The sequence below is a fragment of the Rahnella sp. EDr1-12 genome, from assembly GCF_049206505.1.
Classification (GTDB): domain Bacteria; phylum Pseudomonadota; class Gammaproteobacteria; order Enterobacterales; family Enterobacteriaceae; genus Rahnella; species Rahnella rivi.
Genome location: NZ_JBLZNY010000002.1, coordinates 901,135 through 927,061, shown reverse-complemented (window position 1 = coordinate 927,061; position 25,927 = coordinate 901,135). Strand labels below are relative to the sequence as shown.

25 protein-coding genes and 1 tRNA gene are annotated in these 25,927 nt (G+C 55.2%); 20 read left to right on the top strand and 6 right to left on the bottom strand.

What is annotated here, in order from left to right:
• Nucleotide 1: 1 nt before the first annotated feature.
• The 7 genes from ACO0U8_RS13570 to rbsK are packed head-to-tail and all read left to right on the top strand — an operon-like array spanning nucleotide 2 to nucleotide 7,210.
• Nucleotides 2-988 (top strand): substrate-binding domain-containing protein, encoded by a 987-nt coding sequence (locus tag ACO0U8_RS13570; protein WP_421670966.1) that lies wholly within the window; start codon nucleotides 2-4, stop codon nucleotides 986-988.
• Nucleotides 989-990: 2 nt separating this feature from the next.
• The gene (locus tag ACO0U8_RS13565; protein ID WP_421670965.1) at nucleotides 991-2,523 is read left to right on the top strand and encodes a sugar ABC transporter ATP-binding protein; all 1,533 of its coding nucleotides are present in this window, start codon (nucleotides 991-993) and stop codon (nucleotides 2,521-2,523) included.
• Nucleotides 2,516-3,505, top strand: coding sequence for an ABC transporter permease (locus ACO0U8_RS13560; protein WP_122097370.1), 990 nt, complete (start codon nucleotides 2,516-2,518; stop codon nucleotides 3,503-3,505). The genes ACO0U8_RS13565 and ACO0U8_RS13560 overlap by 8 nt, the downstream gene beginning before the upstream one ends.
• 11 nt (nucleotides 3,506-3,516) lie before the next feature.
• Nucleotides 3,517-4,602 carry an ABC transporter permease gene (locus tag ACO0U8_RS13555; protein WP_421670964.1) on the top strand — a complete coding sequence of 362 codons (1,086 nt, stop codon included), beginning with the start codon at nucleotides 3,517-3,519 and terminating at the stop codon, nucleotides 4,600-4,602.
• A gap of 38 nt (nucleotides 4,603-4,640) precedes the next feature.
• The gene (gene alsE, locus ACO0U8_RS13550; RefSeq protein WP_183848033.1) at nucleotides 4,641-5,321 is read left to right on the top strand and encodes a D-allulose 6-phosphate 3-epimerase; all 681 of its coding nucleotides are present in this window, start codon (nucleotides 4,641-4,643) and stop codon (nucleotides 5,319-5,321) included.
• A 15-nt stretch (nucleotides 5,322-5,336) separates the two neighbouring features.
• Nucleotides 5,337-6,281 carry an allose kinase gene (alsK, locus tag ACO0U8_RS13545; RefSeq protein ID WP_421670963.1) on the top strand — a complete coding sequence of 315 codons (945 nt, stop codon included), beginning with the start codon at nucleotides 5,337-5,339 and terminating at the stop codon, nucleotides 6,279-6,281.
• Nucleotides 6,278-7,210 (top strand): ribokinase, encoded by a 933-nt coding sequence (gene rbsK / locus ACO0U8_RS13540; RefSeq protein ID WP_421670962.1) that lies wholly within the window; start codon nucleotides 6,278-6,280, stop codon nucleotides 7,208-7,210. Before alsK ends, rbsK begins: the two co-directional genes overlap by 4 nt.
• Nucleotides 7,211-7,285: 75 nt before the next feature.
• Here rbsK and mtnA read toward each other — a convergent pair whose 3' ends face one another.
• Nucleotides 7,286-8,314 carry an S-methyl-5-thioribose-1-phosphate isomerase gene (gene mtnA, locus ACO0U8_RS13535; protein WP_421670961.1) on the bottom strand — a complete coding sequence of 343 codons (1,029 nt, stop codon included), beginning with the start codon at nucleotides 8,312-8,314 and terminating at the stop codon, nucleotides 7,286-7,288.
• Between the two features lie 117 nt (nucleotides 8,315-8,431).
• Between mtnA and mtnK the strand changes: the two genes are divergently transcribed.
• The 3 genes from mtnK (at nucleotide 8,432) to ACO0U8_RS13520 (ending at nucleotide 11,890) form a co-directional block, all read left to right on the top strand.
• The gene (gene mtnK, locus ACO0U8_RS13530) at nucleotides 8,432-9,631 is read left to right on the top strand and encodes an S-methyl-5-thioribose kinase (RefSeq protein ID WP_421670960.1); all 1,200 of its coding nucleotides are present in this window, start codon (nucleotides 8,432-8,434) and stop codon (nucleotides 9,629-9,631) included.
• 95 nt (nucleotides 9,632-9,726) lie between these two features.
• Nucleotides 9,727-10,197 carry a DUF1456 family protein gene (locus tag ACO0U8_RS13525; protein ID WP_056781497.1) on the top strand — a complete coding sequence of 157 codons (471 nt, stop codon included), beginning with the start codon at nucleotides 9,727-9,729 and terminating at the stop codon, nucleotides 10,195-10,197.
• Nucleotides 10,198-10,492: 295 nt separating this feature from the next.
• Nucleotides 10,493-11,890: a carbohydrate porin gene (locus tag ACO0U8_RS13520; protein WP_122097376.1), complete on the top strand. Its 1,398-nt coding sequence runs from the start codon at nucleotides 10,493-10,495 to the stop codon at nucleotides 11,888-11,890.
• An 81-nt stretch (nucleotides 11,891-11,971) separates the two neighbouring features.
• On the opposite strand, the gene fadE is transcribed toward ACO0U8_RS13520, so the two are convergent.
• Nucleotides 11,972-14,440 (bottom strand): acyl-CoA dehydrogenase FadE, encoded by a 2,469-nt coding sequence (gene fadE, locus ACO0U8_RS13515; protein ID WP_421670959.1) that lies wholly within the window; start codon nucleotides 14,438-14,440, stop codon nucleotides 11,972-11,974.
• Nucleotides 14,441-14,708: 268 nt separating this feature from the next.
• On the opposite strand from fadE, the gene lpcA reads away from it, so the two are divergent.
• A complete protein-coding gene (lpcA, locus tag ACO0U8_RS13510; protein WP_122097592.1) occupies nucleotides 14,709-15,290 on the top strand; it encodes a D-sedoheptulose 7-phosphate isomerase in 582 nt (193 codons plus the stop codon).
• 26 nt (nucleotides 15,291-15,316) lie between these two features.
• On the top strand, nucleotides 15,317-16,084 hold the full coding sequence (locus ACO0U8_RS13505; protein ID WP_056781487.1) for a class II glutamine amidotransferase: 768 nt from the start codon (nucleotides 15,317-15,319) through the stop codon (nucleotides 16,082-16,084).
• On the opposite strand, the gene dpaA is transcribed toward ACO0U8_RS13505, so the two are convergent.
• Entirely contained in the window at nucleotides 16,055-16,780 is a 726-nt protein-coding gene (gene dpaA / locus ACO0U8_RS13500) for a peptidoglycan meso-diaminopimelic acid protein amidase (protein ID WP_217204645.1), read from the bottom strand. The genes ACO0U8_RS13505 and dpaA overlap by 30 nt on opposite strands.
• A gap of 281 nt (nucleotides 16,781-17,061) precedes the next feature.
• On the opposite strand from dpaA, the gene dinB reads away from it, so the two are divergent.
• The gene (gene dinB / locus ACO0U8_RS13495) at nucleotides 17,062-18,120 is read left to right on the top strand and encodes a DNA polymerase IV (protein WP_122097379.1); all 1,059 of its coding nucleotides are present in this window, start codon (nucleotides 17,062-17,064) and stop codon (nucleotides 18,118-18,120) included.
• Between the two features lie 130 nt (nucleotides 18,121-18,250).
• Here the strand turns inward: dinB and pepD are convergent, their stop codons facing one another.
• Both pepD and ACO0U8_RS13485 read right to left on the bottom strand, forming a co-directional pair.
• Complete coding sequence (pepD, locus tag ACO0U8_RS13490; protein ID WP_056781478.1) at nucleotides 18,251-19,711, bottom strand: beta-Ala-His dipeptidase; 1,461 nt, start codon at nucleotides 19,709-19,711, stop codon at nucleotides 18,251-18,253.
• 76 nt (nucleotides 19,712-19,787) lie between these two features.
• Entirely contained in the window at nucleotides 19,788-19,931 is a 144-nt protein-coding gene (locus tag ACO0U8_RS13485; RefSeq protein ID WP_421670958.1) for a hypothetical protein, read from the bottom strand.
• A gap of 72 nt (nucleotides 19,932-20,003) precedes the next feature.
• Here ACO0U8_RS13485 and gpt point away from each other — a divergent pair, with 72 nt between their 5' ends.
• The 6 genes from gpt to ACO0U8_RS13455 all read left to right on the top strand — a co-directional run bounded on the left by gpt (nucleotide 20,004) and on the right by ACO0U8_RS13455 (nucleotide 25,133).
• Nucleotides 20,004-20,462: a xanthine phosphoribosyltransferase gene (gpt, locus tag ACO0U8_RS13480; RefSeq protein ID WP_056781475.1), complete on the top strand. Its 459-nt coding sequence runs from the start codon at nucleotides 20,004-20,006 to the stop codon at nucleotides 20,460-20,462.
• A 201-nt stretch (nucleotides 20,463-20,663) separates the two neighbouring features.
• Entirely contained in the window at nucleotides 20,664-21,914 is a 1,251-nt protein-coding gene (gene frsA, locus ACO0U8_RS13475) for an esterase FrsA (RefSeq protein WP_056781472.1), read from the top strand.
• 63 nt (nucleotides 21,915-21,977) lie between these two features.
• Complete coding sequence (gene crl / locus ACO0U8_RS13470) at nucleotides 21,978-22,379, top strand: sigma factor-binding protein Crl (RefSeq protein ID WP_183848027.1); 402 nt, start codon at nucleotides 21,978-21,980, stop codon at nucleotides 22,377-22,379.
• 151 nt (nucleotides 22,380-22,530) lie between these two features.
• Entirely contained in the window at nucleotides 22,531-23,634 is a 1,104-nt protein-coding gene (gene proB / locus ACO0U8_RS13465; protein WP_056781467.1) for a glutamate 5-kinase, read from the top strand.
• 10 nt (nucleotides 23,635-23,644) lie between these two features.
• A complete protein-coding gene (proA, locus tag ACO0U8_RS13460; RefSeq protein ID WP_122097382.1) occupies nucleotides 23,645-24,898 on the top strand; it encodes a glutamate-5-semialdehyde dehydrogenase in 1,254 nt (417 codons plus the stop codon).
• Nucleotides 24,899-25,057: 159 nt separating this feature from the next.
• A tRNA-Thr gene (locus tag ACO0U8_RS13455) sits at nucleotides 25,058-25,133 on the top strand.
• A 73-nt stretch (nucleotides 25,134-25,206) separates the two neighbouring features.
• Here ACO0U8_RS13455 and ACO0U8_RS13450 read toward each other — a convergent pair.
• Nucleotides 25,207-25,434, bottom strand: a complete 228-nt coding sequence (locus tag ACO0U8_RS13450; RefSeq protein ID WP_421670957.1) for a hypothetical protein — start codon at nucleotides 25,432-25,434, stop codon at nucleotides 25,207-25,209.
• Nucleotides 25,435-25,603: 169 nt separating this feature from the next.
• Between ACO0U8_RS13450 and ACO0U8_RS13445 the strand changes: the two genes are divergently transcribed.
• Nucleotides 25,604-25,840, top strand: a complete 237-nt coding sequence (locus ACO0U8_RS13445) for a DUF333 domain-containing protein (RefSeq protein WP_056781450.1) — start codon at nucleotides 25,604-25,606, stop codon at nucleotides 25,838-25,840.
• Nucleotides 25,841-25,927: the final 87 nt, after the last annotated feature.

The window sequence follows — 25,927 nt, the reverse complement described above, 5'->3', positions numbered from 1 at the left end:
CATGATCAAGAAATCCGTTCTTGCCTGCCTGTTCGCCACAGCCATGTTGTCCCTGTCTGCGCACGCCGCCGACAAAATCCGCATGGGCGTGGTGGTGAAAGTGGGCGGTAACGCCTGGTTCAACGCGATGGAAGCCGGGATCAAAAGCGAAGCGGCCAAACGCGGGATCGACGCGTGGCAGGTCGGGCCGACCAGCGCGGATCCGGCATTGCAGGTGCGTGCGATTGAAGATCTGATCGCGCAGAAAGTGGATGTGATCGGCGTGGTGCCGAACGACGCCCGCGTGCTGGAGCCGGTGCTGAAACGCGCCCACGATGCCGGGATCAAAGTCATCGTGCATGAATCGCCGAATCAGAAATACGCCGACTGGGATTTCGAAATGGTCGATGCCACGCAGCACGGTATTACTCACATGGTCGCGCTGGCGCAGTGCATGAAAGAGAAGGGCGATTACGCGGTATACGTCGGCAGTCTGACCGTGCCGCTGCATCAGAAATGGGCTGATGCCGCCATCAATTACCAGAAAGAACACTATCCGGATATGCATCTGGTCGGTGACAAATTCGGCGTCGGTGAATCGCTCGATGACAGCATCCGCACCACCAACGATCTGATGTCCAAAGACGCCAACCTGAAAGGCATTCTGGCGATCGGCTCACAAGGCCCGATTGGCGCAGGCCGCGCGGTGCTTAACCGTGGCAAAACGGACGACATCTGCGTGTTCGGGCCATTCAGTCCGGGTCAGGGCGCAAGTCTGGTGAAAGCCGGCGCGATTAAGGGCGGCTTTATCTGGAACCCGATGGTCGCCGGTGAAGTCTTCGTGCGCATCGCCGAGAAGCTGGAAAAAGGCGAAAAAATCACTGACGGCATGACCATTGAAGGCATGGGCAAAGTGAAAGTGGACGAGGCAACGCGCACCATTCTGGGCAACGAAACCGAAAGCCTGGACAAAGCCAACCTGCCGAAACTGGTCAAAATGGGGCTGTAATCATGGCAATCTCCGAGATCATTCAAACAGACCACGCGCCGCTGATTGATGTGCAAAATCTGTCGGTAACCTTTGGCGGACAGCGTGCGCTCAACGACATTTCCCTGCGGCTGATGCAGGGCGAAGTTCACTGCCTGGCGGGCACCAACGGCTGCGGGAAAAGTACGTTGATCAAAGTGATCTCGGGGGTTTACCAGCCGGACAACGGTTGCCAGATCACGCTCACCTCGGCCTCGCAGGGCAGCCAGCGTTTCAGCAAACTGTCACCGGATCAGGCACGGCAGTTTGGCGTGCAGGTGATTTATCAGGATCTGTCGCTGTTCCCCAATCTCAGCGTGTTCGAGAACATCGCGTTTGACCACAACCTGCAAGGGCTGATGGGCTGGTACCGTCCGTCCCGCCTGCGGGTAACCGCACAGCGCATTCTGACTGAGCTGAATTACACGCTGGATCTCGACAGCAAAGTCTCGGCGTTGCCGATTGCCCAGCGTCAGCAGGTGGCGATTTGCCGCGCACTGGTGGCCGATGCGCGTTTGGTGATTATGGATGAACCGACCGCCTCGCTGACCCGCACCGAAGTGAATCAGCTGCTGCGCACCGTGCATTACCTGAAAAGCAAAGGCATCAGCGTGGTGTTCGTCAGCCATCGCCTCGATGAAGTGCTGGAGATTTCCGACAGCGTGACGGTGATCCGTGACGGCAAAAAAGTCGGCACCTTCCCCGCGTCCGAAGTCAGCAGCGAACGCCTGACCGAACTGATGACCGGCCTGAAACTCGATTACCGCCTGAAAGCCGCCAACATGAATGACGAACGCATCATGCTGGAAGCCGACAAACTCAGCCGCGCGGGCCAGTATCACGACGTCAGTTTCAAACTGCACGCCGGAGAAGTGCTCGGCCTGTGCGGCCTGCTCGGTTCGGGCCGCACCGAACTGGCGCTCAGCCTGTTCGGCATGACCAAACCGGACAGCGGCAAAATCTACCTCGACAGCAAACCGGTACGTTTTCGCAGCCATGAAGACGCGATCAAAGCCGGCGTCGGCTATGTCTCGGAAGATCGCCTGACGCTCGGTCTGATCCAGCAACAATCCGTCGGCGACAACACCGTGCTGGCGATCATGGATCAGCTGCGCAGCCGTTTTCATCTGATCGACGAATACCGCAAAAACAAGATCATCCAGCAGTGGATCGAAAAACTCGGCGTCAAAGTCGCTAACCCTGATCAGGCGATCTCCACGCTTTCCGGCGGCAATCAGCAAAAGATCGTGCTCGCGAAATGGGTGCTGACGCAGCCGAAAATCCTGATCCTCGATTCGCCAACGGTCGGCGTCGATGTCGGCGCAAAAGCCAGCATTTACCAGCTGATCCACCAGCTGGCAGAAGAGGGAATTTCCATCCTGCTGATTTCCGACGAAGTGCCGGAAGTCTATTTCAACTGCGACCGCGTGCTGCATTTCAGTGAAGGCACGGTGGTTGGCGAATATCTGCCGGGCGCGATCACCCAGCAACAACTTGCGGAGGCGGTCAATGCTTAAGCTCAGCCGGTTACGCCCGTCCAGCAACGAAGGTTATTTAGCCTGGGTTTTGCTGGTGGTTATCGTCACCTTTTCCTTACTCACCAGCCAGTTTCTGACCTTGCAGAACCTGCTGGATCTGACCGAAAGCTACGCCGTCAGCGGTATTTTCGCCCTCGGCCTGTTTGTGGTGCTGGTCACCGGCGGCATTGATATTTCGTTCGCCGCCGTGGCGTCGGTCGTGCAGTACACCATCGCTACGCTTGCGATCCACTACGGCCTGAGCAGCCCGACCGGCAGCATTTTACTGGCGGTCGCCATCGGCACGGTGCTCGGGATGATCAACGCCATTCTGATCTACTGCCTGCGCATCGTGTCGATCATCGTCACCATCAGTATGCAGTCGCTGCTGTTTGGCATGCTGATGTGGCTGACCAACGGCACCAGCTTGTACGACCTGCCGGACTGGCTGACCACGCCGATCCGCGTGCTGCCGTTCAGCGTCGGCGAGCAGCATTATCAGATTGGTTTGCCGGTACTGGTGATGCTGGCGGTGGCCGGACTGAGCTGGGTCCTGCTCAACAAAACCCATCTCGGACGCCAGCTGTTTGCGGTCGGCGGTGATCAGGAATCTGCGCGCCGTATCGGTATCCGCGTCGGATTATTGCATCTGTTTGCTTACGGGTATCTCGGCGCGATGGCAGCGATTGGCGGGCTGGTGCAGGTGTATCGCGTTGGTGAAGTGGTGCCGAATGCGCTGGTCGGCGGCGAGCTGGATGTGCTGGCCGCGGCGGTACTCGGCGGTGCCAGCCTCAACGGCGGCAAAGGCAGCGTGGTCGGCACGCTGATGGGCGTGTTCCTGATTGGCGTGCTGAAAAATGGCCTCAACCTGATCGGTGTGTCGAGTTACTTCATGAATATCGTCATCGGCGTGGTGATCGTCGCAGCCATCACCGTCACCCATTATAAGAAACGCAAAGAAACCGAAGTCGGCTTCGCCTGAGGAAAACCGCTATGTTCGCAAAAAGCAGAAATGTGAGTCTTAAAGCGAAGCCCGATGCGCGGCCTCGCCTGAAAATCGGCAAGCTGAAAGTCGACAACACTACGCTCGGGTTATCGCTGTTATTGCTGGTGGTGATCATCGGTTTCAGCCTGGCGATGCCGGGGCGCTTCTTCAGTGACGCCACCTTTATGAGCGTCGCCTTCCAGTTACCGGAGCTCGGTTTACTGACGCTGGCGATGTTTATCCCGATCCTCAGCGGCGGCCTGAACCTGTGCATTATCGCCACCGCGAACCTGACCAGCCTGCTGATGGCGTGGGTGTTTCTCACCTGGCTGCCGCCGGATGCCAGCATGGCGATGCAGGCGGTGTGGCTGACGCTGGCGCTGGTCTGCGCAATGATTCTGGCGCTGGTGATTGGCATGCTGACCGGCGCGCTGGTGGCCTATGTCGGCGCACATCCGATTCTGGTGACGCTGGCGACCATGACCATGGTGAACGGCGTCGGCATCTACCTTTCACGCGGTGCGGCGATTAGCGGCATGCCGGATATCGTGCGCTTTATCGGCGCGGAAACCCTGCTCGGCGTGCCGGTGCCGCTGATTATCTTCCTGCTGACGGCGGCCTTCGTCGCGGTGTTTTTAGAACGCACCCGCCTCGGTAAATACATCTACATGAGCGGCAGCAACATCAACGCCACCCATTTCAGCGGCGTGAATACCCACCGCGTGCTGATCGCCATCTACGTGATTTCCAGCATGTTATGCGTGATTGCCGGGCTGATCATGATGGCGCGCTTCAACTCGGCGCGCATGGGCTACGGCGATTCCTATCTGTTGCTGACGGTGCTGGCCATCATTCTCGGCGGCACAGATCCCAACGGCGGATTCGGCAAAGTGGCGGGCGTGGTGCTCTCGCTGATTGTCCTGCAGGTGATTTCCACCGGCCTGAACCTGATGAACGTCAGCCCGCATTTCAGCCTGGCGATGTGGGGCGCGGTACTGATTGTGGTGCTGGCGCTGAAATTCTTCCGCAGCCGTTTTCTGCAAAAAAGGGCGGGGCGAATGAGCGCTGCCAAAGCGCGGGCGGCTCAACCTTAAACACTTTTTTAACATTGCCTCTGACTTAGGAAAACATCATGGAATACAAAATTTCTCCGTCGCTGATGTGCATGAGCCTGATCGACATCAAACAGCAACTCGAAGTGCTGAACCGTCGTGCCGACATGCTGCACATCGACATCATGGACGGCCATTACGTCAAAAATATCACGCTGTCGCCGTTCTTTATCGAGCAGATCCGCCCGCACACGCCGCTGGTTCTGGACGTGCATATGATGGTGGAAAATCCGGCTGACTTTATCGAGCCGATTGCCCTTGCCGGAGCCGATTTTATCTGCCCGCACGCCGAAACCATTAACCGCGACGCGTTCCGCATCATCAATCAGATCCGCTCGCTGGGTAAAAAAGTCGGCGTGGTGCTCAACCCCGCGACGCCGGTGGAGTACATCCAGCATTACATTCATCTGCTGGATAAGATCACCGTGATGACCGTAGATCCGGGCTATGCCGGTCAGCCGTTCATTCCTGAAATGCTCGGCAAAATCGCCCAGCTGCGCGATCTCAAACAGCAAAAAGGTTACCGCTATCTGATCGAAATCGACGGTTCCTGCAATCTTCGCACCTATCAGGATCTGATGAGCGCGGGCGCGGAAGTGCTGATCGTCGGCAGTTCCGGCCTGTTCACGCTGGACAGCGATCTGGATGTTGCCTGGGACAAAATGCTCGATCAGATGCGTCAGGCGCGTCACGCAGCCTGAGGGCAGGAGAGCCGTATGCCGCACTTTCTTGGAGTGGATGTCGGGGGCACCAATACCCGTTTAATGCTGATGGACAGCCAGCAAAATTTTCGCGGCTACCACAAAACCCCGACCCAACGCTGGGCGGGGCAGACTGACCCGTTACAGGGGCTGGAAAACCTGATCACGGCGTATTTGCAGGAACATGATCCGCATCATCAGGTAGCGCAGGTGATGCTCGGGCTGCCGGGAATATTGTCCCGCGACCGCCAGACCGTACTGTCGCTGCCGTTTGTTTCCGCGCTGGATAACCAGCCGGTGGCGGCGCTGCTCTCACAGCGCCTGCATCTGCCGGTAGCGATGGACAAAGACGTTAACCATCTGATGTGGTGGGATTTAACGCAACACGGCGCGCTGCCGGATGTCGCCGTCGGGCTGTATCTCGGCACGGGTCTTGGCAACAGTTTGTGGATCAACGGGGATTTTTATCACGGCGCGCACGGCGGTGCCGGGGAGCTGGGGCACATTCCGCTGGCGGGGAATCCGCTACTCTGCCCTTGCGGTAAAACCGGCTGCGTCGAGACACTCACTTCCGGTAACTGGCTGACCGGCTGGGCGCGGCAACACGCGCCACAGACGCCGTTCGCCGAGCTGTTTGTACGTCACGCCGGGCATGTGGATTTAACCGAATTTGTGGCACGGCTGGCGCGCACTGTCGCCAGCGAAATGAACATTCTGGATCCCGGCTATTTAGTGCTGGGCGGCGGCGTGCTGGCGATGGAGAACTTCCCGCTGGCCGAACTCGAACGGCAGTTACGCAGCCATTTACGCAATCCGTATCCGGCCAGCGATCTCACGATTCATTTCAGCGCCGTGACCGACGAGACGGGCTGCCGTGGCGCGTGTTTAGCCGCACAGCGCGTTTTTCCGTCGCAGCCAGCTCTGGCTGCCGGAACATTTTCCTTCAGGAGAGAGGCATGAACAAAGGCAAGGTATGCGTATTTGGTTCTTTCAACCTCGATATCGTCGCCGGCATGGCGCGTTTCCCCAAACCGGGCGAGTCCCTGATTGCCCGTAACAGTATGATGGGCGCGGGCGGCAAGGGCGCAAACCAGGCGGTCGCCGCGCTGCGCGCCGGTGCGCGGGTGCATTACATCGGCAAAGTGGGGCGCGATGATTTCGGCATGTTTGCCCGCCGCCACCTCGACAGCGCCGGTTTCGACGCCGTCACGCTGTTTTCCACCAGCGAATGCCCGACCGGCAACGCGCTGATTTATGTCGCCGGCGCTGATGCCGAAAACATGATTGCCGTCGATCCGGGCGCAAACCTGACGGTCACCGATGAAGAAGTGGAACAGTGCCGCCCGGCGGTGGCCGCCGCCGATATCCTGCTGACTCAGCTCGAAAACAATCTGCCTGCGATTGAAAAACTGATCGGCATCGCGAAAGACAACGGCACCTACATTATCCTCAACCCCGCGCCGTTCCAGCCGGTATCCGACCATCTGCTGGCGCAGGTGGATTTACTCACGCCAAACGCCACGGAATGCACGCTGCTCACCGGCATCGACGTCTGCGATATTCCTTCCGCCGAACGCGCCGCTCACGCGCTGCACGCCAAAGGCATACAGGCGCTGATCATCACCTTGGGCACGCAGGGCGCGCTGCTTTCGGTGAACGGCGACACGCAGATTATCCATGCCTGCCCGGCCACCCCGGTTGATACCACCGGCGCAGGCGACGCTTTTAACGGTGCGCTGGCTTCGCAGCTGGCCGCCGGTGTCACCCTTCGCGAAGCGGCACAATTTGCTTCTGCCTATGCGTCTGTTTGTGTGGAACGGGCAGGCGCGGCAGCATCGATGCCGACGTATGAGGAAGCACGGGAAAGAATGCGGATGGCAGTGGTTTAACACTTCACGGCGACAGGAGGTTGCGGAGTTTTTCGTGCTCTTCCCCTGGCCGGGGAAGAGCAAAGCGAGCACTTGCTATTTCAGCGCCTGAGTCAATATCCCATCCCGCACCTGAACCGGCGTCACCACACCGACATCCAGCACCCATCCGCTGATCAGTTCAGCCGGAGTGACATCAAAGGCCGGGTTGTAAACCTGCGCGTCATCCGGTGCCCATTGCACGGCCCCAAAACTGCCTGAAACGCCGGTCACTTCAGTCGCTGCGCGTTGTTCGATGGGGATCGCGGCGCCGTTCGGGCAGTGCGGATCGTGGGTGGTGTGCGGCGCGGCGACATAGAACGGAATGCCATGGTATTTCGCCAGCACCGCCAGACTGTAAGTGCCAATTTTGTTGGCGACATCGCCGTTGGCGGCAATACGGTCAGCGCCGACCCAGATGGCATCCACGCGTTTTTGTGCCATCAGGCTGGCGGCCATTGAATCGCAAATCAGCTGGTAAGGAATGCCCAGTTCGCCGAGCTCCCAGGCCGTCAGACGCCCGCCCTGTAACAGCGGGCGGGTTTCATCCACCCACACCTGTTGCACATTGCCCAGCCCGTGCGCGCGGCGGATAACGCCAATCGCCGTGCCGACGCCCGCTGTTGCCAGCCCGCCGGTGTTGCAATGCGTCAGCAGGCGGCTGCCGGGCGTGACCAGCGCGGCACCGTGATCTGCAATGCTGTCGCACAGTGCCCGGTCTTCTTCCACCAGACGCAGGGCTTCTTCCGTTAACGCTTTCACGTAATCAGATTGATGCAATGCGGCTTTCATGCGGTCGAGATTGTTCATCAGGTTAACCGCCGTCGGGCGCGAGGCGCGCAGCGTTTCCAGTGAATCATGCAGGGCATCCTGAGACATTCCCTCCTCGGCCAGCAAGGCCAGCAGCAGGCTGGCGGACAAGCCAATCAGTGGCGCACCGCGCACGCGCAGGGTGCGGATGTGATCCACCAGCTCGCTGACGTTGCGACATTCACGCCAGTCAGCGCGCTGGGGCAGGGCCTGCTGATCGAGGATCCACAGCTGATTTTCGCGAATTCGTAAACTGGTAGTTGTGAGACTTTGCATGGTCGGTTAAATCCTTGTTGCCCAGTTGCATCTGATTACTTATTCTGCCAACATGTTTTATAGATGTATAGACGTCTAAACGCTTTTAAGGCTGAAAAAAGAATTCGAGAGGTCAGGATGTCGCGCTACTACACGTTTACCGCCACAGATGCCGTTGAATATGCCCGCCAGTTCGGCGGCGTGGCGGATCCACACTCCCTGGTCACCGCTGATGAAATCGGTGACGGAAACCTGAATCTGGTGTTCAAGATCCGCGATACGACGGGAAAAAGCCGGGTGATTGTCAAACAGGCGCTGCCTTATGTGCGCTGCGTGGGCGAGTCCTGGCCACTGACGTTAGATCGTGCGCGCATCGAAGCCGAAACCCTGATCATTCACGGTCAGTATTGCCCGCAACATACGGTCAAAGTGCTGCATCACGACGCGGAACTGGCGGTGATGGTTCAGGAAGATCTGTCGGATCATCAGATCTGGCGCAGCGAACTGGTGCAGGGAAACGACTACCCGCAGGCCGCCAGCCAGCTGGGCGAGTATCTGGCACAGACGCTGTTTCACACCTCCGATTTCTACCAGAATGCGCAAACCAAGAAAGCCGAAGTGTCGCGCTTTACTAACCCTGAACTCTGTCAGATCACCGAAGATCTGTTTTTCACCGATCCGTACGTCGATCACGAACGCAATAATGTGGATCCGCTGCTGCTGCCAGAAGTGACCGCGCTGCGCGCTGATAAACCGTTGCGGCTGGCCGTGGCCGCGCTGAAACACCGGTTCCTGACGAAAGCCGAAGCGCTGCTGCACGGGGATATTCACAGTGGTTCGATTTTCGTGGCTGAAGGTAAACTTAAAGCCATCGATGCAGAATTTGGTTATTACGGCCCGCTGGGATTTGATCCGGGCTCGGCTATCGGCAATTTGCTGCTCAATTACTGCGGTCTGCCGGGGCTGGTGGGCGTGCGCGAAGCGGCGGATGGCCGTGAACAGCGCCTGAAAGATGTGCGTGAGCTGTGGCTGAGTTTTTCCGAACGCTTCCTGCAACTGGCGCGTGAAAAATCTCAGGATCCGACGCTGGCGGAACCGGGTTATGCGGAAATCTACCTGCAAGATGTCTGGCACGATGCCGTGGGATATTGCGGCGCGGAGCTTATCCGCCGCACTATCGGGCTGGCGCACGTGGCGGATCTCGATACCATTAAAGATGCAGAGATGCGCGCCGATTGTCAGCGCCATGCGCTGAGCCTCGGCCAAAAACTGATCCTCACTGCACACCAAATCAGCGACGTGGAGTCACTTATTGCACGGATACGTCAGTTCAGCTAATCCTGTGAGTTTCTTGTATAATGCCCGCCTTCGAGGTGCGTAGGGGTAAACCCGGTGGCATTTCCTCGGTTTACTTTTAACAGGAATACAGAATTATGATGCATAACCACGTCTTACGCAGTGTCCGCTACATGCTGGATATGAGCGAAGGCCAGCTGATCGAGATCCTCAAGACAACCGGCACGCCGGTCAGCCCTGAAGTGATGTCCCGTTATCTGAAAAAAGAAGATGAAGAAGGTTACATGGAAGTGCCTGATGAAGTGATGGCGAACTTCCTTAACGGCCTGATCACCTTCAGACGCGGTAAAGACGATCGCTTCCCGGCACCGGAAGTTGAAAAACGCCTGACCAATAACATCATGCTGAAAAAACTGCGTGTGGCGTTTGAGCTGAAAACCGAAGACATGATCGCCGTGCTGACGGCGGCAGATTTTAAAGTCTCCGAAGGCGAACTGAGCGCATTCTTCCGCAAAGAAGGCCACAAGAACTACCGCCCGTGCGGTGATCAGGTGTTGCGTTACTTTCTGAAAGGCCTGACGGCCAGAGTTCGTCCTAAAAAAAGCTGAGCATTAACGAATTCAGCTGATAAATAAATTAAATGTATTTATTTAAATGACATATTAAACGGGGCGCTTTTAATAAAAGCGCCCCGTTTTACGTTTATTGGTTTTACAGGGATGAAATTTCGTTATTACAGTTCAACTTCACGTTTCACCGGTTTGTTTTTTGACAGTCCATTCCTCTGCCTATTATCTTCAGTCCTCGCCAAACCTCCACTGGCTTATATTTTAAAAAAATAATACAGCTGAATTTAATTCAACGCTGAATGTTAATCTGGGTATAAGAAAAGGACATCAACACATGAGAAAAATTAAGCCGATTGCTCTTTTGATGGGTCTTGCGGTGTCGGGTTCCGCGTTTGCTTCGGGGGCTCCCTCCAGTCTGGAAGCGCGTATGGCACTGCTTGAACAGCGCCTCCAGCAGGCTGAAGCACGGGCAGATACGGCAGAGAAACAGATCCAACAGTTGAAAAAACAGGATGTGCAGCGCGGGCAGGAAATAGCCAGCGTGAAAGAAGCCAATCCGGTAGAAGTGAAAACCGAAGGAATATCTAAAGACAAATTATTAACACTGAATGGTTTCGATAATTTGAAATTATACGGCGATGTGGAATTTAACGTCGATGGCGCCAGTCGCAGCGGACAATTAACGTCAATACGCACCAGTGATAATAAAAACTGGCGACCAGGCACCAATGAGCGCTGGGATGTGAACGGGCGTTTACTGATCGGCCTTGATGGTTATCGCCGAAATGATAACGGGCAGTTCTCCGGCTTCTCTGTTCAGCCGACCGCCGACCTCAACGGGTCAATGACCCTTGATGATGCCGCGTTCTTCTTCGGTGAAGAGAAAGACTGGATGGCCAAAATTGGCCGGTTCGAAGCTTACGATATGTTCCCGCTTAATCAGGATACCTTCATCGAGTACTCCGGTAATACGGCCAACGACCTGTATGCCGATGGTTACGGCTATGTGTATATGATGAAAGAAGGGCGCGGACGCAGCGACAGCGGCGGTAACATCCTGCTGAATAAAAATATCGGCAACTGGTATTTCGAGCTCAATACCTTGCTCGAAGACGGGACCTCGCTGTTCGCCGAGCAAAACTACCACGGTAACAAACTGGAACAGGATAAAAACGTGGCGTATCTGCGCCCTGTGATTGCCTGGAAAGGGGACGCGTTCTCGGTGGCGGCGGCGGCGGAAACCAACGTGGTGAATAATGCGTACGGTTACAAGAATGATCAGGGCGAAACCATCGATCAGTCTAAACGTAACGGTTACGGCATGACCATGACCTGGAACGGCCAGAAAGCGGACCCTGAAAATGGCATCGTGGCAAACCTCAGCACGGCGTACATGGATGCCAGTGACGAAAAAGATTTCACGGTCGGCGCGAATGCGTTGTGGAAACGTTTCGAACTGGGCTACATCTACGCGCATAACAAAATTGAAGACTTCAGCATGGATGGCGTTCGTGCGTCTGACTACGATGACGACTGGTTCAATGAGCCGGGCAGCTATGATATTCATACCATTCATGCCAGCTACCTGATCCCGAACGTGATGAATATGCAGAACTTTAACGTCTATCTCGGGGCGTATATGTCGATGCTGGATGGGGATAAAACCTATTCCAATGACGACGACAGCGAGCAACGTTACGGCGGGCGCGTGCGCTTCAAATACTTCTTCTGATTTCCGGTCTTACTTCGGCAATACAAAAGAAAAAGCCTGAGTGTTTTGCACTCAGGCTTTTTTATTGGTCAGAAAAGAGGATCAGGCAGCTTCAGTATGACGCGGTTTCGCTTCATCCTTTTTTAGCGTTTTTGCCTCTTCCTTTGGCTGATGTGCGGCCAGTTCGTGCGGTTCAAATTCATCAACGTTAATCGAACGCAGACGGCTTTCTTCCGCACGGCTGAGAATGCGCGCATCGTCAGCACTCAGGTGCCCGGCATCCAGAGCTTTTTGCGCCAGAATATCCAGGCGGGTGAACGGCAGTTTTTTACCCATCGCCTCACACAGACGTTTGTGAACCGGTTCGGCGGCCAGAATATCCTGCAACGCCTGTTCCAGCAGACCGACCGGGTTGTGCTCGCTTGGCGTCAGATACTGACCGCGACCGATACGGCTGCGGGTGGCGGAAGGCACCTGCAGAATCCGCGCCAGTTCGTGATCCAACTGGTCCGACGGTGCAGCGTGAGCGCCACCCAGCGGGAACACCACCAGACGCATGACGCCTGCGATGAAACGGTTCGGGAAGTTACGCAGCAGATCGTCAATCGCCACTTCCGCCTGATGCAGACAGTCCTGCACGCCCCAGTGGACCAGCGGTAAATCGGCCTCGTGACAGCCTTCTTCATCAAAACGTTTCAGCGTGGCTGTCGCCAGATACATCTGGCTGAGGATATCACCGAGACGGGCGGAAATGCGTTCGCGACGTTTCAGGCTGCCGCCCAGAACACCCATTGACACATCGGCCAGCAGCGCCAGATTGGCACTCAGGCGGTTAATGTGCTGATAGTAGCGGGCGGTGGCATCGTTCACCGGCGTATCGCTGGTGCGCCCGCCGGTCAGGCCGAGCCAGAAACTGCGCACGGTGTTGCCGCCGACGTGGCCGAGATGGCCGAACAGCGCCCGGTCGAAATCGACCAGATCATTTTTCTCCGCTGCCGCCATTTCACGCAGCACGTAAGGATGGCAGCGGATCGCGCCCTGGCCAAAGATGATCATACTGCGGGTGAGGATGTTGGCCCCTTCCACGGTGATGGCAATCGGCGCGCCCTGATAGGTGCGGGCAACAAAGTTGCTTTTACCGAGCATGATGCCTTTACCGCCGGTGATATCCATCGCATCCATTACGGCGCGCTGACCGCGGTGCGTACAGTGATATTTCACAATCGCCGACAGCACCGCCGGTTTTTCACCCAGCATAATGCCGTTGGTGATAAGCGTCGCCGCCGCGTCCATGACATAAGCGTTCCCCGCGATGCGTGCCAGCGGCTCTTCGATACCTTCCATTTTACCGATCGGCAGTTTGAACTGACGGCGGATATAGGCATAAGCGCCGGTCGCCATCGCCAGAGATTTCAGGCTGCCGGTGGAGTTTGACGGCAGCGTGATGCCACGGCCCACGGACAGACATTCCACCAGCATACGCCAGCCCTGACCGGCCATTTTCGGGCCGCCAATGATGTAGTCGATCGGGACAAAAATGTCGTTACCCCGCGTCGGACCGTTCTGGAAAGGCACGTTCAGCGGGAAGTGACGGTGGCCGATTTCCACACCCTGGGTATCCGTTGGGATCAGCGCACAGGTGATGCCTAAATCAGTTTCGTTGCCGAGCAGATGATCGGGGTCTTTCAGTTTGAATGCCAGACCGAGCACGGTGGCGATAGGTGCCAGCGTGATGTAACGCTTGTTCCAGGTCAGGCGCATACCGAGCACTTCTTTGCCCTGCCACTGGCCTTTACACACAATACCGAAATCCGGGATTGCGCCGGCATCAGAACCCGCTTCGGGGCTGGTCAGTGCGAAACACGGAATTTCCAGGCCTTCGGCCAGACGCGGCAGATAGTGATCTTTTTGCTCTTCGGTTCCGTAATGTTGCAGCAATTCGCCCGGACCGAGGGAGTTTGGTACGCCGACGGTGATCGCCAGGATCCCTGACACACCGGCCAGTTTCTGTAAAACACGAGCCTGAGCGTAAGCCGAGAATTCGAGGCCGCCGTACTCTTTCTTAATGATCATCGCGAAGAAGCGGTGCTCTTTCAGATACGCCCACAGCTCCGGCGGCAAATCAGCCAGTTCGTGAGTGATCTCAAAATCATTCGCCATGCGGCAGGCTTCTTCCACCGGGCCGTCAATAAAGCGCTGTTCTTCTTCTGTCAGGCGCTGCTCAGGATAATCCTGCAGCTTTTTCCAGTCCGGCTTGCCGCCAAACAGGTCGCCTTCCCACCAGGTGGTACCGGCTTCAATCGCTTCTTTTTCCGTGCGTGACATGGCTGGCATGACTTTGCGGAAGGTGCGAAGTGCCGGGCCGGAGAATAATGAACGGCGCAGGGCCGGGATGTTCAGTGGCAGCAACAGGATCGCCAGTGGCACTAACAGCCACAGCGTCCACAGATTGATCGCGCCCATCACGGCGGTGAACGCCAGTAAAATCAGGCTGCTAAGGGTGAGGTTGACGCGGTGATAAAACAGCGCACCAAGGATAACGACAAATGCAACAATGCTGAGAACCATCATAGTAATGCTCCTGAGTAGTAGGAGGTCTGACCTGTTGTAGGGATACAATGGTTTTAGTTCATGCTCATTTCTTTATCAATGTGTTTACATACTAATTACAACACAGCTCACAATCCGGCCGCACGAAGCGTCAAAAATGGAAACTATCGGAATCATTACCGCTTCATTGCTTCTCGCCGATCCGCCGATCCGTTACACTGCACAGCGGAAAGTTTTATTGCTATCGGCTGTGTTTCAACGGCTGCAAATGGACATAAAAGAGGCTGCTATGTACCAGGATATTATCCGTACTGAACTGAACGAAGCTGCTGAAACGCTGAATAAATTCATCAGCGATCCGGCAAATATTGAGTCTATTCAACGTGCAGCAGTGCTGCTGGCGGATTCATTCAAAGCGGGCGGGAAAGTGATTTCCTGCGGCAACGGCGGTTCCCACTGCGATGCCATGCATTTTGCGGAAGAACTGACCGGCCGCTACCGTGAGAACCGTCCGGGCTACCCGGCGATTGCGATTTCTGACGTCAGCCACATTTCCTGCGTGGGTAACGATTTCGGCTATGAGTATATTTTCTCTCGTTATCTGGAAGCGGTTGGCCAGAAAGGCGATGTGCTGCTGGGCATCTCCACGTCCGGGAATTCCGCAAACGTCATCAAAGCTATTGACGCTGCGCGTGCCAAAGGCATGAAAGTCATTACCCTGACCGGTAAAGACGGCGGCAAGATGGACGGATCTGCTGACGTGGAAATCCGCGTTCCACACTTCGGCTTCGCTGACCGTGTGCAGGAAATCCACATTAAAGTTATTCACATTTTGATTCTTCTGATCGAAAAAGAGATGGCGAAGGCATAAGCCCTTTGCAGTAAAGGAGGCTGGTGATGTGCGAATTGCTCGGGATGAGCGCTAACGTTCCAACTGATATTTGTTTTAGTTTCAGTGGACTGGTGCAGCGCGGTGGCGGGACTGGCCCGCATAAAGACGGCTGGGGCATTACCTTCTATGAGGGGAATGGCTGCCGTACTTTTAAAGATCCGCTGCCGAGTTTTAATTCGCCCATCGCCCGCCTGGTTCAGGAATACCCGATCAAATCCTGCGCGGTGATTTCCCATATTCGTCAGGCAAACCGTGGCGAAGTGGCGCTGGAAAATACCCATCCGTTTACCCGGGAACTGTGGGGACGCAACTGGACCTACGCACACAACGGTCAGCTGCGCGGTTACCGCCAGCTCGATACCGGCACACTGCGCCCGATAGGCCAGACTGACAGCGAATACGCTTTTTGCTGGCTGCTGCACAAACTCACTCAACGTTATCCGCGTCGCCCGGCAAGCTGGCCGCCGGTGTTCCGCTATATTGCGTCGCTGGCCAATGAGTTACGCGAAAAAGGGGTGTTTAATATGCTGCTGTCGGACGGGCATTTTGTGATGGCCTATTGTTCGACAAATTTGCACTGGATCACGCGCCGCGCGCCGTTTGGCAAGGCAACGTTGTTGGATCAGGATGTGGAAATTGATTTTCAGCAGCAGACGACACCTGATGATGTCGTCACCGTGATTGCCACGCAACCGCTGACCGCAAACGAAACCTGGAACAAAATTGCCCCAGGCGAGTTCGCGTTATTTCACCTGGGTGAACGCCAGCTGTGAGGAGAGCGGGGTATTAGACAGCGGCTGGAGCACTTCATATTTACCGTCAGTCACCACCACGTTGGGCGCCTGATGGTGTTTCTCAAAGTACGCATAGCCAGGCTGAAGCTGACGCCAGAAGTTGATGTAGCTTGAGTTTTTGTGCGCGGTCATGTTGGCATCGGTCATACGGAACGGGTAAATGCTGATTTGCAAATTACGCTGCCCGAACTGGAACGCTGCCTGAACATAGGTGAAGATCTCATCCATGTAACCGTCTGTCATTGCATAACACCCAATGGATTTACAGTTACCGTGGATCATCAGGTACTTACCTGAGTAACCCTGTGAGATGTCATAGGCGTTCGGGAAGCCGATGTTGATAGCACGATAAAAGCGGCTGTCAGGTTTCAGGTGGTGGATATCCACGTTATAAAAACCTTCCGGGCTTTTGAAATCGCCTTCACGACGTTTATTCCCCAAACCGCCGGAAAAATCGCAGATGCCATAGCTGCCGATCAGACGAAATTCGCCGTCGAGCTGGGCATACAATTCGAGTTTACGTTCTTGTTTGAAAATCTGGATATAAACTGGCGCGCCTAACAACTGCTTTTTAAGCGCAGCATTGACCGGGACAGGTTCACTGGCCACGGCGTAATTTGCTGTAAATAAAGGCAAACTGAGGAGCATCGCAAGGAACAGCGCGATTCTGATCATTCTAAATCCTGCTTGGTAATAATTCTGATGTTTTGTCTACAGATGGAACCATCTTTAAGACCGCCACTGATTGATTTCTTATCTACAACCTGTCTGAAACGTTGCCATATTAATACTGATTAATATTTTAGCAATCATCAAATATTGAATAATGAGTTTCGGTTTGTTAATTACTGGCGCTTGCCATTATTGGTGATTAATTAACCCAAATTTACCGCCATTTTCTGTGTTTGAAATTGCACCGGCTAACTGTATACTTATACAGTTATCAGGGGAGGGCTATGCGTAAAATCATTCACGTGGATATGGACTGCTTTTTCGCGGCCGTCGAGATGCGCGATGATCCTTCCCTGCGCGACATTCCTATCGCCATCGGCGGCAGCCGCGATCGCCGTGGTGTGATCAGCACCGCCAATTATCCTGCGCGTAAATTCGGTGTGCACAGCGCGATGCCCACCGGTATGGCGCTGAAACTCTGTCCGCATCTGAAAGTGATCCCCGGCAGAATGGAGGCTTATAAAGAAGCCTCAAACCATATCCGTGAAATCTTTGCGCGGTACACTCCGCTGATTGAACCCTTGTCACTGGACGAAGCTTATCTCGACGTCTCCGACGCCACCCAGTGCAACGGATCCGCCACGCTGATTGCTGCACAAATCCGCCAGGCGATCTCCGATGAAATCAATCTGACCGCCTCGGCGGGTATCGCGCCCATTAAGTTTCTGGCAAAAATAGCCTCTGATCTGAATAAACCTAACGGACAGTTTGTGATTACGCCGGATAAAGTCGATGCGTTTTTGCAAAATTTACCGCTGAGTAAAATCCCCGGCGTCGGCAAAGTCACCGCACAGCGTTTGCAGGAGCACGGCCTGAATACCTGTGGCGACGTGCAGCGCTATGATCTGGCAGCCTTGCTTAAAGGTTTCGGAAAGTTTGGCCGCGTGCTGTGGGAGCGCAGTCAGGGCATTGACGAACGTGAGATTTCCCCCGAGCGGCTGCGTAAATCCGTCGGCGTCGAGCGCACGCTGGCCGAAGATATTCACAGTTGGGAAGAGTGCGTGGCGCTGATCGAACGGTTGTACCCGGAATTACATACGCGCCTGAGCAAAGTCAGCCCGAGTCTGCGCATCGCCCGACAGGGCGTGAAACTTAAATTCCATGATTTCCAGCAGACCACGCAGGAACACGTCTGGCCGGTACTCAATAAAGACGATTTACTGAAAGTCGCACGGGAAGCCTGGGAACAACGGCGGGGCGGACGGGGCGTCAGGCTGGTGGGATTGCATGTGACGTTGCAGGATCCGCAGATAGAGCGGCAGCTTCTGCTTCCCTGGGAATGATCCCCGTCATCCTTCAAGCTGTCTCTGCGTGGGCTGCCTTCGCAAACGCCGGTCACATATTTGTGTATGTGACCGGGAATTTACTCAGTTGCCACCCAGATACAGCCCGGATGATTTCGGGGATCGGGTATTAACCGCGCTCAGGAATCGCTTTCAGCAGGGCGGTCAGCAGTTTCCAGTACAGCTCAACGCTTTCAATTTCAACCTGCTCATCCGGCGAGTGTGGCCCGGTGATGGTAGGCCCGATGGAAACCATGTCCATGTCCGGGTACGGTTTTTTGAACAGACCGCATTCCAGACCGGCGTGGATCACCATGATGTTTGGCGTCTTGCTGAACAGCGTTTCGTAGGTTTCACGCACCAGCGTCATCACCGGCGAGCTTGGCTCGGGTTTCCAGCCAGGGTAGCTGCCTTTCGCCAGACTTTTCGCGCCGGACAGCGCGCTCAGTGAGTTCAGCATGCTGACCACGTACTCTTTACCGCTGTCGATAAGAGAACGGATCAGGCTGTTGATCGCCACTTCATCGTCTTTCATGGTGACAACGCCGACGTTCAGGGAGGTTTCAACCACGCCTTTCACGTCATCGCTCATGCGGATCACACCGTTTGGTGTGGCATTCAGCAGTGCGAGGAATTTGCCCTGAGTTTCAGCAGTCAGTGCTTTCGCGTTGCTTTCAGCCGCTTCAACAACCAGTGCGATTTTCTTCTCAACCGCGGACAGTTCAAACTGAATCGTCGCCAGGAATTCCTCTGCGGCCGCTTTCAGCGCATCGGTTTTGTCCGTTGCGATAGAAAGCGTTGCAATGGCTTCACGCGGAATGGCGTTGCGCAGCGTACCGCCGGTGAAATCCAGCAGGCGCAGGCCCAGTGTGTCGGCGTTGTCTGCCAGGAAACGCGCCAGAAGTTTGCTGGCATTGCCCAGGCCAAGATGGATATCAGCGCCGGAGTGGCCGCCTTTCAGGCCTTTCAGCGTCACTTTCAGCGTGGTGAAACCAGCAGGTACCGCTTCGCGGCTGAGTGGCAGAGTGGCGGTAAAATCAATGCCGCCTGCGCAACCCATGTAGATTTCGCCTTCGGTTTCTGAATCGGTGTTGATCAGGATTTCAGACTGTAACCAGCCCGGTTGCAGGCCAAATGCACCCGCCATGCCCGTTTCTTCGGTCATGGTCAGCAACACTTCCAGCGGGCCGTGTTCGACGCTTTCATCCGCCAGAACCGCCAGCGCAGACGCCAGACCGATGCCGTTGTCCGCACCCAGCGTCGTGCCGCGTGCTTTTACCCAACCGTCTTCAATGAACGGCTGAATGGGATCTTTAGTGAAATCGTGAACGGTATCGTTGTTCTTCTGCGGCACCATGTCGAGGTGCGCCTGCAGGGCAACCGCTTTGCGATTTTCCATGCCTTTGGTGGCCGGTTTGCGCAGCAAGATATTACCCACTTCATCACGCTCAGCGTGGATACCTTTTTCCTGTGCCCATTCAACGATGTGTTTTGCCAGCGCTTCTTCATGATAAGAAGGGTGTGGAATCGAACATACTTTGGCAAAAATATCCCACAACGGTTGTGGCGAAAGCTGAGACAGTTCAGACACTATAAGTCTCCTGTGACAGTCAGCTCAGTCAGGCTCCATTAGCAGGGGAACTGATTGAGATGCTGTAGGTTTAGGGTTAAATAATCCCCGCCAGACGTTGTGGCGAGTGGCCTGACAGAATATCACTTAATCCGAAGCTGTGCGCGTGCGCCGGGATAAAATCCGGGGTGTTGCGACGGATGGAACCAGATAATCGCTGGTTTTTGTGAGCCGGACTCACTATAATCTCGCGCAACCTTTTTCCCCCCCAATAAATTTCAGAAGCCGTCAATTCACTGGCTGGGACACCTTTATGAGCGAAAAATACGTTGTAACCTGGGACATGCTGCAAATCCACGCCCGCACAATGGCGAAACGCCTGCTGCCGGCAGAACAATGGAAAGGCATTATTGCAGTCAGCCGTGGTGGCCTGGTTCCTGCAGCGTTGCTGGCTCGCGAGCTGTGCATCCGCCATGTGGATACCGTGTGTATCTCCAGCTACGACCATGATAATCAGCGCGAAATGCAGGTGCTGAAACGCGCAGAAGGCGACGGTGAAGGCTTCATCGTGATCGACGATCTGGTTGATACCGGCGGCACCGCGAAAGCGATCCGCGAAATGTACCCGAAAGCGCATTTCATCACGATCTTCGCCAAACCGGCTGGCGCACCGCTGGTCGATGACTACGTGGTAGACATCCCGCAGAACACCTGGATCGAGCAGCCGTGGGATATGGGCGTGGTGTTCGTTCCTCCTCTGGTCGGAAAATAACACTCGTCTTCCTTCGCGCTTACGGCGCGTGGGGCGCGCTTTAAACGCCTGGCTGATTGCCGGGCGTTTTGCTTTGGTTACCTTGAAATCCCTCTTGCTTGACCTCACTCCTGTCTTGTCGCACCTTTAACACGTTATAATCCCGTTCTGAAATGGTGGCTTGCGGGCGACCAACTGCTTGCTAACGGAGGATCATGCATCATGGCGCCAGTCAATCTCACGGAAAAGCTGTTTAAACCTTCCTTCAAATACCCGGAAACGTCGACGCTGGTTCATCGCGTTCATCACCATAATACCCACCCGCCAATGCATTCCGCGCTGGAAGGGGATACGGTCAATTGCTGGTACCGGACAATCAACCGTCTGATGTGGATGTGGCGCGGCGTGGATCCGCTCGAAGTGGAGGAAGTGCTGTCGCGCATTGCGGTGTCTACAGCCGAGCACAGCGATCCGTTGTTGCTGGATACCGTTATTGGCTATCGCAATGGCAACTGGATTTATGAATGGTCGAATCAGGCGATGATCTGGCAGAAAAAAGCCGCTGAAGAGCAGGATCCTGATCTCGCCAGCGAATACTGGCTGAACGCCGCTAACCTTTACAGCATTGCCGGTTATCCGCATCTGAAAGGCGATACGCTGGCCGAACAGGCTGAAGCGCTCGCCAACAAGGCGTTCGAGAAATCTTCTGAACATTCGCCTTACACGTTAAAAGAGCTGGATTTTGCTATTCCCGGCGGGGCGCCGATCACCGGTTTTCTGCATCTGCCGAACGAAGGGCAGGCGCCGTTCCCGACGGTCATGGTGTGCGGCGGTCTGGATACGTTGCAAAGTGACCATCAGCGTCTGTTCCGCACGTATCTTGCGCCGATGGGCATTGCAATGCTGACCATCGACATGCCGTCGATCGGTTTTTCCTCTAAGTGGAAACTGACGCAGGACACCAGCTTCCTGCATCAGCAGGTGTTGCAGCAGCTGTCAGATGTGCCGTGGGTCGATGCCGGTCGTGTCAGCCTGCTGGGTTATCGCTTTGGTGCCAACGTTGCCGTGCGGCTGGCTTATCTCGAGCCGCGCCGCGTGCGCGCGGTGGCCACCTTGGGTGCGCTGGTCCATTCGCTGCTCAGTGATCCTAAATGTCAGGAACAGGTGCCGGATATGTACATGGACGTGCTCGCCAGCCGCATTGGCATGTCCAGCGCGTCCGACTCCGCGCTCAAAACAGAACTTAATCGTTATTCTCTGAAAATGCAGGGCTTGCTGGGGCGCAGAACGCCGACGCCAATGCTGGCCGCTTATTGGGAGAATGATGTGTTCAGTCCGAAGAGCGAAGCGAGGCTGATTGCGGACTCTTCCGCCGATGGCAAGATTTTGGCGATCCAAAGTGAGCCGCTTTATGCTCATTTTGATCGTGCATTACATGAGATTTGCGAGTGGTTGCAAAAGAGAATGCGATAACTTAATGGTTGCTAATTCTTAACGTTTTGCTAAAAAGGATCGTCTTTATATGGAGGTTGTACTATGACGTTACCAAGTGGTCATCCTAAAAGCAGGCTAATGAAACGTTTCGGTACATTGGGGCCGTACATTAGAGAAGGGAAATGCGAAAACGACCGCTTTTTCTTTGACTGCTTAGCTGTCTGTGTGAACGTGAAACCCGCGCCAGAGAAGCGTGAATTCTGGGGCTGGTGGATTGAGTTACAAGCTGAAGCCGAACGTTTTACCTATGTTTATCAGTTCGGTTTGTTCGACAAAGACGGCAACTGGAAAGCACAAAACATTAAGGATGCTGAAGTTCGCGAGAAGCTTGAGACAACGCTTAAGGGGTTCCACAAAAACCTCAATAAGATGATCGAAGAGATGTCTCTCAAACTGGAACCTGCTGATGATTTCAGCGAAGAACCGGTGAAGCTTTCCGCCTGACCTTTCACAGCCTTGCGTACTACCCATTCCCATCATGAATGCTGCTATTATAGCGTTATGCCGGTTGGCATAACGCTTCTCTCCTGTTACAAAGACATCAGAAAGCTGATTTCTTCAATCTTATTTTCACTTCAATAACGGCAGAAAGACTATGAGTGGCAGCCAAACACTGGTTGTAAAACTGGGCACCAGCGTGCTCACTGGCGGATCCCGCCGCCTCAACCGGGCTCACATTGTTGAGCTTGTTCGCCAGTGCGCGCAGCAACATGCGGCAGGGCATCGGATTGTGATTGTGACGTCGGGCGCTATTGCCGCCGGGCGCGAACACCTTGGCTACCCCGAACTCCCCGCCACCATTGCTTCCAAACAGCTGCTGGCTGCCGTCGGGCAAAGCCGTTTAATCCAGCTCTGGGAGCAATTGTTTTCTATTTACGGCATCCATATTGGTCAGATGCTGTTAACCCGTGCGGATCTGGAAGACCGGGAGCGTTTTCTCAACGCCCGCGACACCATGAATGCGCTGCTCGATAACCATATTGTTCCGGTTATTAATGAGAACGATGCGGTGGCGACGGCGGAAATCAAAGTTGGCGATAACGATAATTTATCTGCGCTGGCGGCGATCCTGGCCGGTGCCGATAAACTGCTGTTGCTGACCGATCAGCGCGGCCTGTTTACCGCCGATCCGCGCACCAATCCCGAAGCGGAACTTATCCGTGAAATCACCACCATTGACGATGCGCTGCGCGGCATTGCCGGTGACAGCGTTTCCGGCCTGGGCACCGGCGGTATGGCCACCAAATTGCAGGCCGCTGACGTCGCCTGCCGTGCGGGTGTCGATACCATTATTGCCGCCGGTAATCTGCCGGGCGTGATCGCCGATGTGATCAACGGCGTTTCCGTTGGCACGCGTTTCCACGCCATGGAGACGCCGCTGGAGAACCGTAAACGCTGGATCTTTGGCGCACCGCCCGCCGGTGAAATCACCATCGATGACGGTGCGGTTTCTGCCATGATGGAGCGCGGCAGTTCGTTGCTGCCTAAAGGCATCCGCGAAGTGAAAGGTGATTTCTCCCGTGGCGAAGTGATCCGCATCCGCAATCTGAACGGACGCGATCTGGCGCACGGCGTCAGCCGCTATAACAGCGATGCGATGCGCATGATTGCCGGTCACCACTCGCAGCAGATCAGCGATATTCTCGGTTACGAGTACGGCCCGGTTGCCGTGCACCGTGACGACATGATTGTCAGTTAAGGAGTTTTCCATGCTTAACGAGATGGGCAAGGCCGCCAAAGCCGCGTCCTGGCAGCTTTCCACCCTCAGCACTGTGCAGAAAAACCGCGCACTGATGCTGATGGCCGATATGCTTGAGGCCAACAGCCAGAGCATCATTCTTGCCAATGAACTTGATATGTCCTCTGCCCGCGAAAGCGGCATGAGTGAAGCGCTATTAGATCGCCTGTTGCTGACGCCTGCCCGCTTATCGGCAATCGCCAGCGATGTGCGTGACGTCTGCCGCCTGAGCGATCCGGTGGGGCAGGTGATGGATGGTTCACAGCAGGACAGCGGTTTGCGCCTTGAGCGACGCCGTGTGCCGCTTGGCGTGATTGGCGTGATTTATGAAGCGCGCCCGAACGTCACCATCGACGTCGCCAGTCTGTGCCTGAAAACCGGTAATGCGGTGATCCTGCGCGGCGGAAAAGAGACGCACCACACCAATCAGGCGACGGTAAAAGTCATTCAGCAGGCGCTGGAAGAGTGCGGGCTGCCGAAAGCCGCGGTTCAGGCGATCGAAAGCCCGGATCGCGCGCTGGTGGCGGAACTGCTGCGTCTGGATAAATACGTCGACATGTTGATCCCTCGCGGCGGCGCGGCGTTGCATAAACTGTGCCGCGAACAGTCCACCATTCCGGTGATCACCGGCGGCATTGGTGTCTGCCATACGTTCGTGGATGAAAGCGTTGATTTCGATAAAGCGCTGACTGTCATTGAAAGTGCGAAAGTGCAGCGTCCGAGCGCCTGTAACAGCCTGGAAACCGTGCTGGTGCATCAGGCGATTGCGGCCCGTTTCCTGCCGGAACTGAGCGACAAAATGCACCGCGCAGGGGTTACCCTGCACGCCAGTGAATCCGCGATGCCGTATCTGCAAAATGGCCCGGCGAAAGTGCTGGCGGTGACCGAAGAAGATTATCAGGACGAATGGCTGTCGCTGGATCTGAACGTAACGATCGTGGCCGATCTGGATGCCGCCGTGGCGCATATCCGCACCTACGGCACCGAGCATTCCGATGCGATCCTCACCCGTTCCATCAGCAGCGCGGATCGTTTCGTGCGAGAAGTCGATTCCTCGGCGGTTTACGTCAACGCCAGCACCCGTTTCACCGACGGCGGGCAGTTCGGTTTAGGCGCAGAAGTGGCGGTCAGTACGCAAAAACTGCACGCCCGCGGCCCGATGGGATTAGAAGCCCTGACGACCTATAAATGGATTGGTTACGGCGATGATTTAGTGCGTCCGTAAAGCGGCTGCACCGGTGGATTTTTGTTCATGAAACCGGTGCAAATTCATAAAATTGCGCAGAGTGATGAGAAAACCAGCAAACGCACTGTCAGGGGCTTGACGGCGGCATCAGATTTCACTAATTTAGCACCCCGTAGTTCCCCGGTAACACTCCAAAATGCCGACTTAGCTCAGTAGGTAGAGCAACTGACTTGTAATCAGTAGGTCACCAGTTCGATTCCGGTAGTCGGCACCATTTCTGTTATAAAACCCCACATTATCAAACGCTTCATTCATTTAGCTTCTCTGCTTTCTGTCTTTATCATTTCTCAATGGTACTTGTGGAAATAATTATTGCGGATCTTGCGATTGATAAAGCCATGAAGTCCGCTGCCCGTTTTCGCCATCGCCTTCATCACGTCCACGTCTGCCTTTCCGGGGCGGATGGAATTATAGATATAATGCCAGCCATCTTTAAACTTCAGAGTCACTGAATCTTCCGTTATGGTGAACGCGACGATACCTGAATTTCCTCCCCTATTTTGGTACCTTTCCATATCACCCTCCCTCATTAATGATGCCGTAAAAACACTCTCATCATAGCCATTAACGGGCTGCGGGTTTGTGAGATGAGGTAACTTTTGCGGCGACTGATCTGAATGCACCCTCGCCGGAAAGCGATTAAAATGCCCCTGCGTTTTTAATTACGTTTCCAGGAAGGTCTTTATGAACAAACTCTTTGTCCTGCTGATGGCATCTTTGCTGGCAGGTTGCGCAGTGTCTCACCCGGCACCGGTGAAGCGTCCAACTATCGGCATGGCGAATCCTGCGGCAGTGTATTGTCAGCAAAAAGGCGGGACGTCGGTGAGCGTGCAAACGGCGCAGGGCGCGCGTGCAGATTGCGTATTGCCGGGCGGCGAACGCCTCGACGAGTGGGATTTATATCGCCGGGATCATAAGTAATTTTTCATTAGATTCGCGCCATCAATATGTAGCGTCAGCGCAATAGATCGCATAAAAAAGGCCCGCCGTTTCCGGCAGGCCTTTTAT